Origin of the sequence: Chryseobacterium sp. SIMBA_038 (assembly GCF_046535115.1) — a bacterium.
Taxonomy (GTDB): Bacteria; Bacteroidota; Bacteroidia; order Flavobacteriales; family Weeksellaceae; genus Chryseobacterium.
In genome coordinates this window covers 648,244-666,563 of sequence record NZ_JAWRXH010000002.1, presented here as the reverse complement: position 1 = coordinate 666,563, position 18,320 = coordinate 648,244, and the positions used below count along the sequence as shown (strand labels likewise).

General features: G+C 32.4%; 19 protein-coding genes and 3 tRNA genes. 6 read left to right on the top strand and 16 right to left on the bottom strand.

Annotation, left to right across the window (positions count from 1 at the left end):
* Window positions 1-157 precede the first annotated feature (157 nt).
* The 11 genes from mutL to SB689_RS09265 all read right to left on the bottom strand — a co-directional run bounded on the left by mutL (window position 158) and on the right by SB689_RS09265 (window position 10,849).
* Window positions 158-1,936, bottom strand: a complete 1,779-nt coding sequence (gene mutL / locus SB689_RS09315; RefSeq protein ID WP_410691850.1) for a DNA mismatch repair endonuclease MutL — start codon at window positions 1,934-1,936, stop codon at window positions 158-160.
* Window positions 1,937-2,176: 240 nt separating this feature from the next.
* Window positions 2,177-3,016 carry a YoaK family protein gene (locus SB689_RS09310; protein WP_410691849.1) on the bottom strand — a complete coding sequence of 280 codons (840 nt, stop codon included), beginning with the start codon at window positions 3,014-3,016 and terminating at the stop codon, window positions 2,177-2,179.
* A gap of 31 nt (window positions 3,017-3,047) precedes the next feature.
* Complete coding sequence (locus SB689_RS09305) at window positions 3,048-3,542, bottom strand: hypothetical protein (protein ID WP_410691848.1); 495 nt, start codon at window positions 3,540-3,542, stop codon at window positions 3,048-3,050.
* Window positions 3,543-3,867: 325 nt separating this feature from the next.
* Window positions 3,868-5,271, bottom strand: coding sequence for an ATP-binding protein (locus SB689_RS09300; RefSeq protein ID WP_410691846.1), 1,404 nt, complete (start codon window positions 5,269-5,271; stop codon window positions 3,868-3,870).
* 3 nt (window positions 5,272-5,274) lie between these two features.
* A complete protein-coding gene (locus SB689_RS09295; protein ID WP_410691845.1) occupies window positions 5,275-5,982 on the bottom strand; it encodes a response regulator transcription factor in 708 nt (235 codons plus the stop codon).
* Between the two features lie 82 nt (window positions 5,983-6,064).
* Window positions 6,065-7,438 (bottom strand): hypothetical protein, encoded by a 1,374-nt coding sequence (locus SB689_RS09290; protein WP_410691844.1) that lies wholly within the window; start codon window positions 7,436-7,438, stop codon window positions 6,065-6,067.
* 8 nt (window positions 7,439-7,446) lie between these two features.
* Window positions 7,447-8,187 (bottom strand): ABC transporter ATP-binding protein, encoded by a 741-nt coding sequence (locus SB689_RS09285; protein ID WP_410691843.1) that lies wholly within the window; start codon window positions 8,185-8,187, stop codon window positions 7,447-7,449.
* Window positions 8,168-9,055: a hypothetical protein gene (locus SB689_RS09280; protein WP_410691842.1), complete on the bottom strand. Its 888-nt coding sequence runs from the start codon at window positions 9,053-9,055 to the stop codon at window positions 8,168-8,170. The genes SB689_RS09285 and SB689_RS09280 overlap by 20 nt, the downstream gene beginning before the upstream one ends.
* Window position 9,056: 1 nt before the next feature.
* Window positions 9,057-9,608, bottom strand: coding sequence for a hypothetical protein (locus SB689_RS09275; protein ID WP_410691841.1), 552 nt, complete (start codon window positions 9,606-9,608; stop codon window positions 9,057-9,059).
* Window positions 9,609-9,669: 61 nt separating this feature from the next.
* Window positions 9,670-9,885: a hypothetical protein gene (locus SB689_RS09270; RefSeq protein WP_410691840.1), complete on the bottom strand. Its 216-nt coding sequence runs from the start codon at window positions 9,883-9,885 to the stop codon at window positions 9,670-9,672.
* Window positions 9,886-10,000: 115 nt separating this feature from the next.
* The gene (locus SB689_RS09265; protein ID WP_410691839.1) at window positions 10,001-10,849 is read right to left on the bottom strand and encodes a GLPGLI family protein; all 849 of its coding nucleotides are present in this window, start codon (window positions 10,847-10,849) and stop codon (window positions 10,001-10,003) included.
* A gap of 405 nt (window positions 10,850-11,254) precedes the next feature.
* On the opposite strand from SB689_RS09265, the gene SB689_RS09260 reads away from it, so the two are divergent.
* From SB689_RS09260 to SB689_RS09250, 3 genes are read left to right on the top strand one after another with little or no spacing between them, the layout of a single operon-like run.
* Window positions 11,255-11,539, top strand: a complete 285-nt coding sequence (locus SB689_RS09260; protein WP_410691838.1) for a hypothetical protein — start codon at window positions 11,255-11,257, stop codon at window positions 11,537-11,539.
* A gap of 40 nt (window positions 11,540-11,579) precedes the next feature.
* Window positions 11,580-12,140, top strand: a complete 561-nt coding sequence (locus SB689_RS09255) for a hypothetical protein (RefSeq protein ID WP_410691837.1) — start codon at window positions 11,580-11,582, stop codon at window positions 12,138-12,140.
* Window positions 12,137-12,994 (top strand): hypothetical protein, encoded by an 858-nt coding sequence (locus SB689_RS09250; RefSeq protein ID WP_410691835.1) that lies wholly within the window; start codon window positions 12,137-12,139, stop codon window positions 12,992-12,994. Before SB689_RS09255 ends, SB689_RS09250 begins: the two co-directional genes overlap by 4 nt.
* 56 nt (window positions 12,995-13,050) lie before the next feature.
* Here the strand turns inward: SB689_RS09250 and SB689_RS09245 are convergent.
* The 3 genes from SB689_RS09245 to SB689_RS09235 all read right to left on the bottom strand — a co-directional run bounded on the left by SB689_RS09245 (window position 13,051) and on the right by SB689_RS09235 (window position 13,307).
* A tRNA-Leu gene (locus SB689_RS09245) sits at window positions 13,051-13,134 on the bottom strand.
* A 6-nt stretch (window positions 13,135-13,140) separates the two neighbouring features.
* A tRNA-Gly gene (locus SB689_RS09240) sits at window positions 13,141-13,216 on the bottom strand.
* Between the two features lie 9 nt (window positions 13,217-13,225).
* A tRNA-Leu gene (locus SB689_RS09235) sits at window positions 13,226-13,307 on the bottom strand.
* Window positions 13,308-13,486: 179 nt separating this feature from the next.
* Here SB689_RS09235 and SB689_RS09230 point away from each other — a divergent pair.
* The 3 genes from SB689_RS09230 (at window position 13,487) to SB689_RS09220 (ending at window position 15,450) form a co-directional block, all read left to right on the top strand.
* Complete coding sequence (locus SB689_RS09230; protein WP_066754101.1) at window positions 13,487-13,864, top strand: DUF3127 domain-containing protein; 378 nt, start codon at window positions 13,487-13,489, stop codon at window positions 13,862-13,864.
* Window positions 13,865-13,925: 61 nt separating this feature from the next.
* On the top strand, window positions 13,926-14,579 hold the full coding sequence (gene aat, locus SB689_RS09225) for a leucyl/phenylalanyl-tRNA--protein transferase (protein WP_410691834.1): 654 nt from the start codon (window positions 13,926-13,928) through the stop codon (window positions 14,577-14,579).
* A complete protein-coding gene (locus tag SB689_RS09220; RefSeq protein WP_410691832.1) occupies window positions 14,566-15,450 on the top strand; it encodes a DMT family transporter in 885 nt (294 codons plus the stop codon). The genes aat and SB689_RS09220 overlap by 14 nt, the downstream gene beginning before the upstream one ends.
* Before the next feature lie 150 nt (window positions 15,451-15,600).
* Here the strand turns inward: SB689_RS09220 and SB689_RS09215 are convergent, their stop codons facing one another.
* Entirely contained in the window at window positions 15,601-16,980 is a 1,380-nt protein-coding gene (locus tag SB689_RS09215) for a tetratricopeptide repeat protein (protein ID WP_410691831.1), read from the bottom strand.
* A gap of 210 nt (window positions 16,981-17,190) precedes the next feature.
* A complete protein-coding gene (locus SB689_RS09210) occupies window positions 17,191-18,162 on the bottom strand; it encodes a quinone oxidoreductase family protein (protein WP_410691830.1) in 972 nt (323 codons plus the stop codon).
* Window positions 18,163-18,320: the final 158 nt, after the last annotated feature.

The window sequence follows — 18,320 nt, the reverse complement described above, 5'->3', positions numbered from 1 at the left end:
TAATAATTTGCCACGATTTAAAGTTTGGAGAAAAAGGATAAAACCCTGAAAGCGTGTTATATAAATTTTGAAACACAAAATTAGTTATCACATAAAAAATAATATTTATAATGATAATATTTCGTGTAATTGGAGGTATATTATTAAACATGTTCTTTTAAAATTTATTCTTAAAATCATTGAACGGAACTTCATAAAAACATCTTTTCCCATTGGGTAAAAACTCAGGGAAGCCTAACGCCGTGAAGTCTTTTATTAATTGTTCCGCATCTTTTTTATATATAAAATCAAATCTGGATTTAGACTGCATTTTATTCCATTGATTATTATAGAAATGTAAAAATTCGTCTTCCGTTTTGTATTCTAAAATATCAAACAGATCTTCAAGGAATTTCATGACCTGTGTTTCTTTCAATCCTTCAGGAACGGCATCAATTCTCAACACATTTTCGTGAGCTACCTTGGTATCAAAGCCAAGTTCGGGAAGAAATTTTTTAATTGATTTATATTTATTCTTCTCCGTCTCGTTCATATGATATTCCAAAGAGAAAAGAAGAGCATGACCGTTTGTCGTTCCCTTTCTTACAGGCTTATTGCCTTCTGAAACCAATAATCTGTGCATTCTTCCCATGTCTAGCATCAGCGTTCTGTCGCCCTTGTTGAAGAGCCAATATCCGTTCGGAAGTCTCATTAGATCTTCATCAAAATCTTCATCTTCAAACAAATTAATTTTTGAAGGTTCTGCCGCAATATTTTGGTGATACATTTCCGCCAAATTCTGAATTTCAGCCTGTTTTACTACTCTTTCCTCCAAAAACGGATTGTAATCCTTATCTACAACAATTTCCGGCATTTTAACATTGATACTGTTTGCCTTGCTTGGAAACGCTTTCTGCATCATTTGATCCAGTTGTGGATCTTTTTCAAAATCCAGACTCGGAGCAACATTATAAATTCCTAACGATCTTTTTATGGTTGATCGAAGCAAAGCAAAAATAAGATGCTCGTCCTCGAATTTAACTTCTGTTTTCTGCGGATGAATATTAACGTCGATTTTTTCAGGATCAAGATCTAAGAAAAGAAAAAACGTAGGAATATATCCTGGTAAAAGCAATCCTTCGAATGCTTCCTGAACCGCTTTATTAAAATATGGACTTTTAAAATATCTTCCGTTCACAAAAAGGAACTGCTCACCTCTTGTTTTTTTTGCACCTTCCGGTTTTGCAACAAATCCGTGAAGTTTACACCAAATAATATCTTCTTTGATCGGAATAAGCTGCGGTTGAAGTTTTCGTCCGAAAATATCAACAATACGCTGCATCTGGCTTCCTTTTCTTAATCTAAAAACAGGATCGTCATCATGAAATAAAGAAAACTCCAGATTTTCATGAGCCAAAGCCACACGCTGGAATTCATCGATCACATGACGGAATTCAATATTATTATTTTTAAGGAATTTTCTTCTTGCAGGAACGTTGTAGAAAAGATTTTTAACTAAAAAATTAGAACCCTCAGCAGTTTGTGCAGGATCCTGAAATTGGAAAACTCCTCCTTCAATGTAAATATTAGTTCCGATTCCCGCTTCTCTCTGTTTAGTTTTTAACTCAACCTGAGAAACCGCTGCGATGGAAGCCAACGCTTCACCACGGAAACCTTTTGTTGCAATTTTAAATATATCTTCGGTTCCTTTGATCTTGGAGGTAGCATGTCTTTCGAAAGCCATTCTTGCATCGGTCTCAGACATTCCTTTTCCATCGTCTACAACCTGTATCAGATTTTTTCCGGCATCTCTGATGATAAGCTCAATTTTGCTAGCATCTGCATCTATAGCATTCTCCAAAAGTTCTTTCACTATGGACGCAGGTCTCTGCACCACTTCCCCTGCCGCAATTTGGTTGGCTACATGATCCGGTAAAAGTTGAATAATATCTGACATAAAACGTTAAATCGACTTACAAAAATAGTCAATGAAAACGGTAATAAAAACATTAAAACCGTGAATTACAATTTAATTATCAACAAATCAACAATCTTGCCGTAAATCCACCAGAGCAACATTCGCGATTAATAAAGGTTTTCTTAAAATACAATCCTCTAATTGCATTATACAAATAGAGGATTGATTCACAGCTAGTTTACACAAAATTAATACTGATATACTTGATATTTGTTGAATTTAATCCTCAAACACCAATTTTCTTTTTTCCTGTCTTTTTTCTTTTATTTCTGGAATTCCGTGGATCTTGTCATATAAATAAGCCACAAGGTTCGGTTTTTTAAATATTTTACTGTATCGATATTGTGTTTTAAAGTGTCTGATATGAATTTTATACATATCATATCCAATCACCACCAAAAGACACAAACTAATCACATAAAATACCCTGAATTCAAGATAATAATACGTTAATCCCGAGAAAACTGCTCCCAAAACATAAGCAAACATAATGCTCGTCAGTAATTTTGCTCTTGCGATCAATTCTCCGTTTTTTCTAAATTTTTTCTGGGTAAACATCGAGAAAAGTATTCCCAAATCGGTTGTTGTTCCGGTAAGGTGGGTTGTTTTTACGGAAAAGTTTGATATACTTGCCGTTAAACCATTCTGCAAACCGGTTGCAAAAAGCATTAATGACACCAAAAATTCCGTTTCTTCTAATGTTCTTCGATAGAAAAACTGTCCGTAAATTCCCACAAACAATAGACACAGTATTTCTAATACAATCGGCATTGAATGCGCAAAATATTTACTTTTTTTATTGAAATTAATGACAATAAAATTGGATACAAATCCACCGAAGAAGAACAGGAAGATCCAGCCTCCTACGACGGCAACCTGCGCCCAGTTTCCTTTGCTTATTTCTGCCGCTAAAATGGCGTAATGTCCTGTTACGTTTGAGGTGAAAGAGAGAAATATTAATAGAGATGCTATATTTATAGTCCCCGCCGTGAAGGCAGTCAGCGTCCCCAACCTGATGTTGTCTCCCAATGTCCTGCTGTTACTATAATTTCTTAACATGATTTAAATTTTAGAGTGTTGTATTGTTTTTTTAGACCTCCACAAAGATCTCAGCAAGTCTTCCTCTTTCCGGAAGTCTTTCAGCAGTCTCAATTCTTATTTCCTGAGTCTGCAGATCTTTGCATTTTTTGATGTAAGGAGCGATGTCGAATTTTCCTTTTCCTTTGCTTTTTATCGCCGGAGAATAATAAGCTTCCTCAATATTTTCTGCATTCACATAATTATTGAAAGTCCTTTGAAAGCTTCCCGTGAAAATATCGCAGACAATTTTATTAATGAGATGAGGATATTTGTTTTTAATGATCCCGAAAGCGTCAACAAATTCCTGAGGCCTTATTTTATTAAAGATTGTACTCTTGGTCGTGAACAGAAGATCTCTGATAGAATCTCCCATCTCATAACCTGACACCAACAAAATATTGTATTGAATTTCTTCTTCTCTGGCATCTTTCTCTTTCAGTACTTTTTTCAATATATTCAAAGACTCAAGAGAGTAATCTGTGGCAATTAAAATTGTTTTGGTCATATCTTTAAGATTTAATTTAGTGTTTATCTTTTTTGATAATACAAAACTATACTGACCAAATTAGAAGCTCTTTGGAATGGAATTAAAATGTGATTAAAGAGATTAGAATGAGATTAGAAAATTGTTAAGGGGAGTTAACATAAGCGAAATTGGTTAAACGCAAAGGCGCAAAATGAATTCGTAAAACCGTTTTTAAGGCGCAAGGATTTTTTCTCCGAAAAAATTGATCCCGTAAATTTTGCTGAAAATCTTTGATTTTCTAGCGCCTTAATAAACATTAGTTTTATAAACTTTGCACCTTTGCGTTTAACCAACGTTTGGAATATTAAATAATATCCTGCTGAGTACTGTAGAAATTTGGAAAACGAATTTGAACAGTCGTTCCCTGGTTTTCATGAGAACTGACAATTAACTCGCCAGTATGCATTCTCACAATGTTTCGGGCTAAAGGAAGTCCGATTCCGTAACCTTCGTAGTTTTTTGTATTTGAAGCTCTGAAAAACGGATCATAGATCTTATTCATTTCTTCTTGAGGGATTCCGATTCCATTGTCTTTTATGATGATATAAACATCTGTATCAGAAGCTCCTAGCGAAACTTTTACCTGTTGAAAATTAGAATATTTACACCCATTCTGAATAATATTGGTAACCGCAAGATGTAATAATTGCTCGTTCCCTTGAACCTTCAATTTTTTAGGATTATCCGGCAACATACTTATATCCAGATAGATATTATTTCGAGTATCAATTTTTCTCAATGTTTCAATAACATCCCAAAGCAATTGATCGATACGGACTTTATCCATTTTCTGGATCTTTCCGTCAAATCCGGTTTGAGCAATCATTAATAAAGCCTTGATTTTTTTATCTAATTTTTCGGCTTCATCTAAGATAATTTCTAATGTTTCCTTGTATTCAGCGCCCGTTCTGCTGATAGAAAGTGCAACATCAGCCTCCCCCATAATCGAAGTTAAAGGCGTTCGCAATTCGTGGGAAACATTTCCAATTAAATGATTTTGGGTCTCGAATGAGGTTTCGATACGATTCAACATATCGTTAAAGGTTTCTACCAACTCATTCAATTCTTTATTATCGGGCTGAGATTCTAATCTTAAATGCAGATTTTCAGAACTGATATCTTTTACTTTTCCTGTAATTTTTAAGATCGGTTTAAATAAAGTTTTAGATAAATAAAAAGAGAAAATCATACTGAAGAACAGTGAAAGAACAATACAGGTTATCAAAGTTCGTTTCAAAAAACCCAAATAATAAACCACATAATGGTTTTTCGCGGAAGCTATTGCAATATAATTTTTATTATCATGCTTGAAAATCTGGCCGATATAATAAAACTCCTTATCATTATAATTGGCTTCCCCGTTTTTCGCAATACTTTTGAAAAAATAGTCCGGAATATGAACTTCCTGGGAAATTTTCTTATAATTTGAGTCTGTTGGAATCGCAAAAACGTAGTCACGCTCCATTGGAAGCTCTTCATCGTTTAAGCTATTTAAAATATAATTTTCAGGTAAATCAAGATCGTCCTTACTTTTTTCAATCTGAACAATTGTCGTTGTTCGGATTTTAAGTAATTCATAAAACCTCTGATGCGAAAAGTTGACAATCGAAAAATATACCAATCCACTGAACAGCAATATAATGGCGGTAAAAACCAACATTAAAAGCACCATCGTTTTGGTCTGATTTGTAACAACTTTATTAAACATTCATTAAGGTTTTTTCAAGACATATCCCATTCCTATGACAGTATGTATCAATTTATTATCTTCTTGCTGATCTAATTTTTTTCTTAAATAATTCACATAAACATCTACAACATTGGTTCCCAATTCATAGTTTACACCCCAAACGGCATCCAGAATTTCTGCTCTGGAGATCACTTTTTCAGGGTTATTGAGAAAGTATAACAGTAATTTATATTCTGTAGAAGTTAGCGAAATATCTTCGCCTGATCTGGTCACTTTTTTAGTATAATCGTTAACTATTAAATCTGAAAATTGAAAAACATGCTCGTTATCAACTTCAGGTTCAACAATTTCCTGAGCTGGACTGTTATTGCTTCTTCTTAATAATGATTTTACCCGCGCAACCAATTCAATAAACTTAAATGGTTTTACCAGATAATCATCTCCTCCACTTTCCAATCCCAAAACGATATTTTCGGAGGTTCCTAATGCCGTTAAAAATAAAATAGGAACATTTTTATTCGTTTTTCTGATCTCTTTGCAGACATCTAAACCGTTCATTTCCGGTAACATAATATCTAATATTACCAAATCAAAATCATTTGACTGCACCAACTGCACTCCGGTACGACCGTCGAAAGCCACCGAAACTTCATACCCGTTTTCCTGTAATCCTTTCTTTATAAAAGATACAACGCTGGTTTCGTCTTCGATCAAAACAATTTTTTTCATTGAAATAAGGAATTTCACAAAAATATAAAAAAAGGATCAGAAAACTCCGATCCTTTTATTTCATATCAATTTAATAGTTTATTTAAAAAATCTGATAAACAGGAACTCCTGAAAAATAACTTGAAAAGATAATTATTAGAATAATTTCAACTAAAAGATAATCTTTTACAAAAGTTACATAAGCTAATTGGAATAAAAACAGAAATAAAAGTTTAAATATTATAAATAAACTTATTTCTAAAGATGTATAATCCAATACAGGAATTACTACCACTACATATACCAAAAACAGTAAAAATTTAGATAAAATAAACATCAAAGCTGAATATCCTGAAATTTTTTCTGCGTAAAATGTATTATTGGTGTACTTTCCGGCAAGATAGTTTTGATTAAGAGGAAGCAACGTTATAAATACAGCTGCAATGACTAATGTTTTTATTTCTCCGTGTGCGAAAAAAGCCAAAATCCATAAAACCAACGCTATTAATTTTAAATTTTTACTGATAGAATTGCTCAAAAGGAAAAATTCTGCCTTAAATAAAGAGATCAAGTTAAATGATGAAACAGAAGCTATCGGTTGATATCTTTTTTCTTTTACTGAAGATATATTTTCTTGTTTTTTTGTCGTTACTGGAACTTGCTCTGTTTTTCTAACGACAGAATATCTTTTAAACAAAAATGATCCTAACAATACAATTATAAGTGAAATTGGAAATAGGTATATTTTACTTAACCAGCTTTTAGGATTAATAAAATTTTCAAACTTCACATATTGTACATCTTTAAACTTTATCTTTCCTAGAATGAATGAATCTTTACTTTTAGCTTCTACATGAGAAAAATTATCCATTAATTCCTGAATTCCCGTGATATCTAATATATGTCTGATGTTGGTATTATAAATGAAAATTATAAAGACGAAATACAAGATATATTTTAAAAATTTCAGATCAACCAAATAATCTATTAACACACAGACAGATGCCAGAAAAAACAGATACGGAACCGTAAAATACAAGAATGGAACCAGATATAAAGCTAAATTATAACTCTGATAATTAATAACAAGAATGATGATTTCAAGTATAAAAGCCAATATTGTAAGGTAAAGAAACAATGAAACAACCTTATACATCAACAATTGAAAGTTCGATTTTATTGATAATCGAAAATTAACGTAAGTATTATTATTAAGTTCTCTTTTTTTAAGGTTTTGACTAATAAAAATTGCCAATAATGAGAATATCGCATTAATATATACTGGCGTCAGATTACTTATCCAGACTAAATTTAATCCACCTGTATAATTTCCAACGGTGAACGTGACATAATCTGATTTAGGATTTGGTATAATAAAAAATCCTAAAATCATGATAATGACTAAAATGTATTTAAAATAAGTATGTTTAAAAAATAATTTAAGGTTATAGAGAGATATCAATGGTAATGCTTTCATAAAAAATCTTATTTCGCGAAATATTCAAATGCTTTTTCCAGATTCAAAGAGTTTTCCGACACAGAATTTCCAAGCCCGGAAACAGCTTCAGGAATTAATTGATCAACAGTATCAGAAAAACTTATTTGTCCGTTTCGGAGAACGATGATATTGTCGACATATTTTTCAATCTCATAAATATTGTGAGAAGAAACAATCACAATTGAATTATCTGATATTTTTTTGATAAGCTCATAGAAATTTATCCTTTCAATCGGGTCCAGAGCACTTGTAGGTTCATCAAGAATCAAAACCTTTGGATCATTAACCAAAGCCAATGACAAAGCAACTCTTTGCTGAGTTCCACCTGAAAGATTTTTCACATTCGTATCTTTTGTATGTTGAATATTAAAAAATTCAAGAACATTCGGAATATTTTCCTTTAAAGTTTTTGAGCTTACCCCTTTCAACATTCCGAAATACATTAGGTTCTGCGTTACCGTCAGATCCGGAATTAATCCAAAATTCTGAGGCATATAACTCAAATCTTTTCTAAGAATTAACGGATTTTTTACAACATCCGTATTATTATAGCTTAAACTTCCGTTATGCGGTTTTGTAAGAGTGGATATCACATTCAATAAAGTTGTTTTTCCTGCACCATTTAGACCTAGAATACCATACACTCCCTGTTTTAGCGATAAATTGATGTTTTGCAGTATGGTTTTATTGTTAATTTTATAATTAACGTTATTCAGCGATATACTCATTTCTTTTAAAATATTTTAATTCTAATATTAGTTTTGGTTGAAAAGCTATTACATTAAGAATAATCATCACGACTCCAAAAGTGTAAAGATTGATTATTAAGATAATGATTACGTGTGTTATAATAATGTAAAGCAAGGCTACATTTTTTGTTATTTTGTTATAGATAAGAACGGGATAAAACAGTTCAAAAATGACGACACTGAGCGAAATTATTTGAAATAAAAAAGGAATTGTTGTTGCAATAAAGGCTGTAAGAATATTTACATTTGTGTACGTGGAAACCAAATACCAGATCGCATCTCCCGTATACCAATTGTTTCCCATAGCTTTTCCTACTCCTGAAAAGAAATAGATCACACAAAGCTGCAATTGTAAAAGTCTTATTGCAAAAGAATAGATAATCTGATTATATTTTGAATCAATACATAACAACACATTGATGAAAAGCGAAAAGCTAATCATATAATCTGCTCCGTAAGAGAACGAATAACTGCTCGCCACCAACGCATTATGAATAATAAGAACGATTATAGCAAATACGAGTCTATAATAATTCATCAAAATAAATAAAAACGAACAAATATAAATAGCGATTACTATAGCCAAAGAATATTCGTATTGTAAACCAATTTTCTCAAGCGCACCCGTAATAAACGTTAATCTGAACTGATCATTTCTGATTAAAAAGTCATTTATACCATGATTAATTACTCCATTTTTACTGTAGATATTATAAATGTCAGGTAAAATAGACAAGATATTCAATAATCCAAAGATGGAAATGGCGATAATGAATATGTTTTTCTTTTCTATATTCTTATGATATTCGAAAAAAAATGTATTTATTTTATTTAGAACTGCATCCATATCAATTTTTATTAATGTTGTAAACAGTACTTTCTTCTATTCTGATTGGTTTTCCTTTTTGTATTTCATCCAAAGAAGGAAATTCTTTTTTCACAATGGAAACATCCATATGATTGATATTGGGATTTAGAGTAAATAATCTCACAGACATAGATTGAATGACTCTATTTCTAAATCCTTCATTCTCCAGCTGTCCGCCCAATACTGTAAATACACTATTTATTTTAAATTTTGATTCAAATGTTTTTCCGGGTAAATCAACAGGAATATTGTTATTCCTGAAGACAATTTTAGTTTGTTTATTAGATGCATTTGGTGAATAATATTCATATCCTCTTTCTATACCCGTATAGTATGCGTAGTTTCTCATACTGGTTTGTATAAATTCAGGAGTATTAAAATATTCCAAATAATCTATTATTTTTTTTCCATACGTATTTAAAGATGAATACGTAGATGTTTTCCATGTTTTAATAATCTGAATATTTATTATAAACGATGAGAAAACATGAAAAAGCAGCACAGATATTAAAAAGATTTTTAATGTTTTCATAAGGCTATAAAAAAAGAGGCTAATAAATTATTAGCCTCATAGATTGAATAATTTGAAACAATTACTTTGATGCAGCAATTGTTGTTCCTGTATAAACATATTCCGAAGAAACAAATGTCCATTCTTTACCTTTTGTTACAGCCGCTGTAGATGCAGTGTTTACTGCTTGTACTGAAACTTTTTCAGATGAAACGTTTTGAGGATTAGCACTTGCTAATGTGAATGTACCTGCTGAGAATGCAACGATTAATGCTGCTGCTACTAAATGCTTTTTCATTTTAATAAATTTTTAATGGTTATTTTTCTAGTTTGTTTTTTCGGGTAGCCCCTTATGTTTTGTTTTTAGAGTCACAAAATATCAAAATCTCTCATAAAAGCGCTTTTATATTTTCTTATTGGACCAACTCTATGGATTCATTATTGGCACCAATCATTTTTTTAATTATTTCTTCCTGATCTCTTAATTTTTGACCTAAAGTTTCACCTCCTTCACCCACTTCACTTAGCTGTTCTGAAGTATATCTCATTCTAACCTGAGCTAATGGACTGTTCTTAAATTCTGTAAACATTTGAGTAAATTTCTGTTTGTTTACAGCAAGATCCTTTTTATTTTTTAATCTTTCGTTTAGGCTCAATTCATTGTATTTTTCAATGTTTTTGATCCCTGCTAATTCCCATGAAAAGTTTTTGTTTTCATCTTCAATTTTCACGATCAAACCTGGTAATCCGTAAAACTTATAAGGTCCGTCCTGAATTGGGATATCCGGAGCAAACCAAGCCACCCAATTTCTACCCCAGGCAGTTGCCGTTGCCTTCTGAATCTTATATTTTTCGAACGAACTTACTCCTTTTTCATTTGAAATTTTCCAGTTTATTTTGTCTGTTTCAGGGTAAGTAATGTAGTCACTCAATATTAAGTCTGTATATTTTGTCTCATAAGATGGATAACTCTTCTGAACCTTATACATGAACTTCGGATTCTTAAATAATTTTGATAAATCAATTTGTACACCCGTTGTTTTCATCTTTTCAATGTTACTTTCAATCATTGAATCTTGAGATACTGACAAATAATCTCTATAAATAGATTTCTGTTTTGTAACATCTAGGATTGTTAATTCTTTTTCTACTCTTGAAGAATCTTTATTGGGTTTAAAAGAAAACTCATAAAAGAATCTGCGAGCCTGCCCATTAGCAAATACATAAAGAATCATTAAAATTATTGAAAGGTTCTTCTTCATTTTCAGGTTGTAATTAGTTTTTCTTTGATTCAGCCAAATTATATGATAATATTCACATATGCAAGAGATAAAACGATTTTTTTAATAAATTTCTCAAATTTGTGATTTTTTATTATTATTTTATATCACAATGAAATGAATTAAACAAAATTTTAAAAGAATAAAAATCCCTATTTAAAAGCATATAACGATGATTAATCATTCAAAAACAATTTTTAAATATCAAATAATTGTGATAAATATTAACTTTTAAATATTTTTTCATTTACTTTATAAACTATTTAATCAACCAATAGTGATTTTAATTTAATAAAGCCATTCCTGTTTAATGTAAAAATAAAAGTCGGAAATGCCGAAACAGCGACTTAAAAAACTGAAGGTGGCAGAATCAAAAATTTTAATACCATGAAAAAAATCGCAATCTTATCTTCAGTAGCTTTAGCTATGATTATTGGCTACTCTTTTACAAGCGGAAATTCTAACAAATTGCAAAAACTAGACACCCACTCTGCAGACAAAACAACTTCGGTGGGCGATAAGCAAATAGATGGAGCCGTGATCGTAATATTTATCGTAGACGGAACCTCTGCTACTGCATTTCCAGGGACTATAAATAGTCATTACACTCCAACAACAATCGGAACCCAATCTCCTAAAGCAAAACTTGAAAACTTAGTAAAAAACTACTAAATCCCAAAAGCCCATATCTTGTGTATGGGCTACTTTTATCATGAAAAAGAAATTATACTTTACAATTAGTTTAGTATTGGTTTTCGTTGTGTTATTATCATCCGTAAAAACAACACAGGACAGCTACTATAAATACTATAAGAAAACCGACGAAAATATATTCAAATCATCTCTTGATAATGCTTACAACTATAAACCCTTAAGAATTTTCAATACCTATACAGGCTTTGAAACCGGATACGGCTTTTTTGGAACCAATGTTTCAAGTGAGTTTGTAATCTCTTATGAACTATTCGATAACAATCAAAAACAGGCAGGCAGTCAAATTTTCAAGCTAAATTCAAACGAAGGAAGCGTAAGGTTTATGTCTTTAAACAGGGTCTTTTTAGACAGACTTACAAAACCAGAAGATGAATTATTCGGAAAATACGTGAAAATAATAATGCAGGAAATATCCAAGTTCATTTATAATAAATACGATAAAAAATATTCTGTAAATCTTAAAGTATATCTATACAATTTTCCGAGTCTTAAAGAATATGGAAAAGGAAAAACCAATGTTGAACTATTCTTACTTGATGAAATGAACTATAAAAGATGAAAAAGCTATTTACTATTTTTAACGAAACACAAAACAACCTATTTTGGTTAAAATTTTTCAGAATTTCTATAGCAATACTTATACTATTGCATTTTGTTTCGATATTACCCGATTTTAATAATCTCTTTTCGGCAAACGACGGAGTGATACCATACAAAGTCGTAGATGTTTTTATTCCTGATTATGTAATAAATTTGCCTAAAATAATTACTTACTTAGAAGGTTTTAACATTGCTCCTTCCAACACAATTTTCTGCTTTAAAATAATTTATATCAGCTTAGTACTATTGCTATTATCAGGATATTCACAGAACCTTTCTGCATTCTTACTATTATTCATGCAGATAATTCTATCAAAAAGTAACTTTTACTTTTCATACGGAATAGATTTCTTTACAAGTATGTCATTATTTTACTTGGCAATAATTCCTCCAACTTTAAAATCCTCAGCCTTACCTCCTTTCAAAAGACTATTTCAGATTCACGTGTGCATTATTTATTTTTTCGCAGGCTTTGATAAATTGATTGGAATTAATTGGTGGAATGGTGAAAGCATCTGGAAAGCTATTAATCTTCCTTTTGCAACCAGTACTTATGACATATCTTTTTTAGGAAATTACCCTATTTTACTAACCTCTATAGGTCTTGGATCCGCTCTTTTAGAATTACTATATCCATTCTTTGTCTGGAATAAAAAAACGTCTAATTTTTGGATTTCTGCAATAATAGTAATGCATATTGGTATTGCTTTTATTCTAAATCTCTACTTTTTTAGTGCAATAATGATTATCTGGAATTTAACATTCAAATTTTCATTAAATAATGAAAAGTCTTATAGTTTAGTAAATGCATAGAATATAAGGTACTAAAATAAAAAACCCTCCGTAATAAAATTACAGAGGGTTTTTAGTACCCCGGGCGGGACTTGAACCCGCACGTTCTTACGAACACAGGATTTTAAGTCCTGCGTGTCTACCAGTTCCACCACCAGGGCATGGAGTGGAGCGAAAAACGGGATTCGAACCCGCGACCCCAACCTTGGCAAGGTTGTGCTCTACCAGCTGAGCTATTTTCGCAAAACTATGTGCGGATGAAGGGACTCGAACCCCCACGCCTCACGGCACCAGATCCTAAGTCTGGCGTGGCTACCAATTACACCACATCCGCATTGTTTTGTTAAGTTATATTTTTAAAGAGCTTGTTTCGTTTTTGTGAGTGCAAATATAGGACATTTTCCTTTACTTCCAAACTTTTCAGAAAAAAAAATTAATTTTTTTACATTTTTTTTCTCTCGTAGCACTTATTACGATTGATTTTATTACTTTTACATCGTTAATATTTACAATATGGAATTACAAGGAACGGTAAAGAAACTTTTTGATGCTCAGACGTTTGCGAGCGGTTTTCAGAAAAGAGAAATGGTTATTTTGACGCAAGAGCAGTATCCACAGCCGATAAACATAGAATTTTTATCAGATAAGATAAATTTACTAGACAATCTTAAGGAAGGAGAAAATGTAAAGGTGGGAATCAACATTAGAGGAAGAGAATGGACTTCTCCTCAAGGTGAAACTAAATATTTCAACTCTATTACAGGTTGGAAAATTGAGAAAGTTATGGACAATGGTTCTGAGCCAACTCAGGCTTCACCATCACAATCTGCATCTCCGGTTTCTAATGAGAATCCATTTGCTGGAGACGAAGACGATGATTTACCTTTTTAATTAAAAGATAACGATCAAATATAAATCCTGCTTTATCAAGTGGGATTTTTTTTCACAAAAAATGGTTCGATTAGACGAAAACGAGATTTCATTTCCCGATCCTGAGCTGTATCATGGCCATGACGGAATTATTGCTTTTGGTGGCGACTTATCTATAGAACGTATTTGGTTTGCCTACCAATTGGGCATTTTTCCTTGGTATAATCCGGATGAGGAAATCCTTTGGTGGTGCCCGGATCCGAGATTTGTTTTGTTTCCTGATGAGTTAAAAGTCTCAAAATCCATGAGAAAAATACTGGATCGTAATGTTTTTACCTTCACCGAAAACCAAAATTTCAGAGAAGTCATTAAAAGCTGTCAGGAAATTAGCCGAAAAGGACAATCCGGAACTTGGCTTTCAGACGAATTGATGGAGTCTTTTATACAACTACACGAATACGGATTGGCAAAAAGCATCGAAGTTTGGCAGGACGGAGAACTGGTTGGCGGATTTTACGGACTACAAATTGGTAACGTTTTTTGCGGAGAAAGTATGTTCGCCAAAGTAAGCAATGCATCAAAAGCAGGGTTTATCCATTTTGTTGAGACTCATAAAAACAGCCTTGATCTAATTGATTGTCAATCCCATACAGACCACTTAGAAAGCTTAGGCGCCAAAATGATTTCTAAAAAAGAATTTTTAAAAATTTTACACAAAAATAATGAACGCAGATAAAGAAAAATGGATTCTTTTAGCCATACTCAGTCTTATCTGGGGATCATCTTTTATTTTAATTAAAAAATCTTTAGAACATTTCAATCCTTTTGAAGTGGGAGCATTGAGGGTTTTGATTGCCGGAATTATTTTAATGCCGATCGCTATCTCAAAATATAAATTATTTCCTAAAAAACATTTAAAGTGGTTGATTTTAGCCGCATTCACGGGTAACTTTATCCCAATGTTTTTATTTCCCATCGCGGAAACGGAAGTCAGCAGCAGTATTGCGGGAATTATTAATTCAATGATGCCTATTTTTGTGATTATTGTTGGGGCACTGGTCTGGAAGTTCGAAACCACAAAACAACAGATCATTGGCGTGTTTATTAGCTTTGCAGGAGTTTGCTTACTCGCTTTTGGCGGTGGTGACGGTACAACTTTTAAGCTTATCCCGATTCTACTCCTTTTATTGGCAACTTTATGTTACGCCGTGAGTACAACAACGGTAAAGTCTAAACTTATGGAAGTTTCTTCCACCATATTATCCGCTTTTGTATTCTCTTTTGTATTATTTTTTCCGTCATTAATTGCTTTAAGCTTTACAGGATTCTTTTCTGAATTTAATTTTTCGAAAGATAATTTAACCGGATTGATGTTTGTAAGCTTATTATCCGTATTTGGGACAGGCTTGGCAATGACAATGAATTACAGATTACTGAAAGTATCCACTCCCCTTTTTGCATCAACAGTAACTTTGTTAATGCCTATTGTTGCTATCATTTGGGGTATTTTAGATGGTGAAAAATTAACTGTTTTACAATTTGTAGGCGCAAGTATCATTATTGCCGGATTGATCTTTTTAAGGGCTAAACCTGCTATAAAAAAATAAATCCCGCATTGCTGCAGGATTTTTATTTTAATCTTAATATTTTAAACCATTAAGATGTATTCTAAGAATAAAGTTTAGTTAAGAATAACCTTATTGATTTTTAATGCAAGTTTATAACTTCCATCTTCAATCATCCAGCTTCCTACTTTTCTAATTTTTCTTTCTCACTTTAGCTTTTGCCTTTTTCACCTCATCTTTAATGTAAGGATATTTTTTCTGCATATCCGGAGCAAGAGTAGGATCTAGGCTCAATGCCAACTGAAGAGATTCAATTCCTTTTTCCTGATTTTTAAGGATGAAATAACAGTTGCTTAACTGATAATACAATTCTGCTCTGTTATGCAAAATTACAGCAGCATTTAAGAGTGTAACCGTTTCATCGTACTCTCCCAGAAGCATCAATACTTCAGAATAAGCATACCAGTTATAAAATCTTGAAGGTTCTGCTTCAACCAATTTTTTCAGACAAACAAGACTTTCTTCAAATTTCCCTGAATCAATTAATAAAAAGGCTAATCTTTTTTGATAATCAAGACTATTTTCATTCAAATGAGTCGCTTCTGTTGCAAAATGCAACGCTTCCGACATTCCGCCCATCTCTTCGTATAAATACGACTGCTCCATCATAGAAAGATAAAACTGAGGATCTTCTCTCAGCGATCTCTGGAATGAATTCAACGCCATAACAGGCTGTTTCAGTGCTTTATAACACAAACCAATTTTATAAAAAGTGAATGCTTTCGTATATTCCAACTCGAGCATTTCCTCGTAAATTTCAATTGATTTTTTGTATTGTCCTAAAGCTTCATAACAAGCTGCTTTATTGGCATATACCCCAACAGCAGTTGAATTGATAGCCAATAAGTAATCAAATCCTTTTATGGCTTCATCATAATTCTTTCTGTTGAAATAGAACTGTCCGTATTCAAACCAAGCAGTTTCAGAATAAGCAAAATCATCTAAATATTCATTCAGAAAGGCAATTGCCTCCTCACTCTTGTTCAATTCACTAAAGCAAATCATCGCGTTTTCCAAAGGATATTCATCCGTTGGGTCTTCTTTCAATGCTTTTTTGTAATGTTTAAGAGCGTTAAAAGGATCTCCTAAATTCACATATTCATCTGCAATAAAATTGTGAAGAAAATTCTCTTCCTCTTTTAATTCTAATGCTTTTTTACAAATTTCAATGGATCTTTTAGGGTTTCCTAAATTCGAATAATACTTTGCATAGCAAACCAAAAAGTCTGTATTCTCCATAGATGAAGCCTTCAACTCATCGATAAGCTCTTTCGCAGCATTATACTCTTCCCATTCTAAAAGAACTTCAAGTTTTTTAATCTTGATGTCCAAAGAATTGGGATGAAGTTTAAGGCCATAATTCACTGCATTATCAGCATAATTAAAGTCGCCTAACTCCAGATAATAAACAATAATATCTTCTAACTCTTCTGTATCAAAGTAGAATTCATCATTATTTTCCATCATTTCTTCGAACTTTTTCACAAGTTCATTTCCAAAGTATTCTTCCAATAGCGTGTCTTATCGTCGGCCCAACGTCTGAATTTACTTGCAAACATCGACAAACTTCTTAAATTAATATTACTTCTGAAATTTACTATTTCAAAATGTATGCAAAGTTGCGAATTTTTTTCGACATACATTTTCGTAAATTTCTATACTAAAGATAGTGAAAAGAATACGAAGATGAAAGAATTGTGGATAAATAAACAGGAGTTATCACTAAATTAATATAACCAATCTTTTTCTGCTGTTGATTTCGTCCTCCCAAACAGTTTCAATATCTTTCAAATGAACTATCTCTGTATCTATTTTTAAATTTCCATCTGCTGCGACCTGGAACATTTCGGGAATAATTTCTGTTAATAAAAGTTTAAACTCCTCAGGCGACCAGCTTCCCAGTCCGGAACCGGAAATCTGAATATCCGTTCCTCTCAAAATCTGTGATGATAACTGAATCGTGTCACCGCTCATTCCTCCGACTGAAACCAATCTTGTTTTGTGTGAAAAATTACCGTCACCTTTCAATGCAGACAATAAAAGTTCTACGGAATGTCCCCAAATATAATCCAGAACAACATCAATTGGGTTTTCGGCATGAATTTCTTTTATTTTTTGCTTAAAATCTTCGTCATTTAATTGTAAAGAAACAGCCTCATCAGCTCCAAGATCGTAAAGAGAGTCCAAAACTTCTTGATTTCTTCCGGTAACAATTACTTTTTTAGCCCCCGATAATTTAGCAACCTGAATCGCTACCTTTCCGGTAATTCCTGTTGCTCCGTTGATCAAAACAGTTTCTCCCGGTTTTAGTTTTGTTTTGAATTTAAGTCCCATTGCAGAACCCATCACAGCGTTTGGCAGGGCTGCAGCTGTAGAAAAATCCAACCCATCAGGAATTGGAACGATAAATTTTTTATCCGCGACTGCTTTTTCTGCTACGGTTCCTTTTTTACTGAAAAAATATACCTTCTCTCCATTTTCGAGCAATCCTACCCCATCACTTCCAATAAGTTTTGGTTGGTGTTCTTCATTTTCGGTTGAATAATGGGTTCCGCTAGCTCTTGCTCTATCCAAATGTTTGATAGATGCTGCTTTTACGGAAATTAGTTGTTCGTTTTCAGAACTTACTTCAGGATCCGGGAAATCTGCGTATTGTGGAATTCCACCTTTTTCAAATACTATTGCTGCTTTCATTATGTTTAATTTTAATACAAATTTATTATGAAAGCGTTTCGGGAAGCAATAACATTTGTTATGAGTTGAGATGGAAGTTGGATGCTTGGAGGTGGAAGATTTAGAAAATAACTTTTTTGACGCAAAGATTATACTTCTTTGTGAGTTATTTTTAGAGG

Excerpts from the sequence above, each read along its gene's own strand:
- SB689_RS09210 (WP_410691830.1), bottom strand. The coding sequence starts at position 18,162 with ATGAAAGCAGCAATAGTATTTGAAAAAGGTGGAATTCCACAATACGCA.
- SB689_RS09275 (WP_410691841.1), bottom strand. The coding sequence starts at position 9,608 with ATGAAAACATTAAAAATCTTTTTAATATCTGTGCTGCTTTTTCATGTT.
- SB689_RS09230 (WP_066754101.1), top strand. The coding sequence starts at position 13,487 with ATGGAATTACAAGGAACGGTAAAGAAACTTTTTGATGCTCAGACGTTT.
- SB689_RS09290 (WP_410691844.1), bottom strand. The coding sequence starts at position 7,438 with ATGAAAGCATTACCATTGATATCTCTCTATAACCTTAAATTATTTTTT.
- SB689_RS09270 (WP_410691840.1), bottom strand. The coding sequence starts at position 9,885 with ATGAAAAAGCATTTAGTAGCAGCAGCATTAATCGTTGCATTCTCAGCA.
- SB689_RS09260 (WP_410691838.1), top strand. The coding sequence starts at position 11,255 with ATGAAAAAAATCGCAATCTTATCTTCAGTAGCTTTAGCTATGATTATT.
- SB689_RS09265 (WP_410691839.1), bottom strand. The coding sequence starts at position 10,849 with ATGAAGAAGAACCTTTCAATAATTTTAATGATTCTTTATGTATTTGCT.
- SB689_RS09220 (WP_410691832.1), top strand. The coding sequence starts at position 14,566 with ATGAACGCAGATAAAGAAAAATGGATTCTTTTAGCCATACTCAGTCTT.
- mutL (WP_410691850.1), bottom strand. The coding sequence starts at position 1,936 with ATGTCAGATATTATTCAACTTTTACCGGATCATGTAGCCAACCAAATT.
- aat (WP_410691834.1), top strand. The coding sequence starts at position 13,926 with ATGGTTCGATTAGACGAAAACGAGATTTCATTTCCCGATCCTGAGCTG.
- SB689_RS09300 (WP_410691846.1), bottom strand. The coding sequence starts at position 5,271 with ATGTTTAATAAAGTTGTTACAAATCAGACCAAAACGATGGTGCTTTTA.
- SB689_RS09285 (WP_410691843.1), bottom strand. The coding sequence starts at position 8,187 with ATGAGTATATCGCTGAATAACGTTAATTATAAAATTAACAATAAAACC.
- SB689_RS09255 (WP_410691837.1), top strand. The coding sequence starts at position 11,580 with ATGAAAAAGAAATTATACTTTACAATTAGTTTAGTATTGGTTTTCGTT.
- SB689_RS09310 (WP_410691849.1), bottom strand. The coding sequence starts at position 3,016 with ATGTTAAGAAATTATAGTAACAGCAGGACATTGGGAGACAACATCAGG.
- SB689_RS09250 (WP_410691835.1), top strand. The coding sequence starts at position 12,137 with ATGAAAAAGCTATTTACTATTTTTAACGAAACACAAAACAACCTATTT.
- SB689_RS09305 (WP_410691848.1), bottom strand. The coding sequence starts at position 3,542 with ATGACCAAAACAATTTTAATTGCCACAGATTACTCTCTTGAGTCTTTG.
- SB689_RS09280 (WP_410691842.1), bottom strand. The coding sequence starts at position 9,055 with ATGGATGCAGTTCTAAATAAAATAAATACATTTTTTTTCGAATATCAT.
- SB689_RS09295 (WP_410691845.1), bottom strand. The coding sequence starts at position 5,982 with ATGAAAAAAATTGTTTTGATCGAAGACGAAACCAGCGTTGTATCTTTT.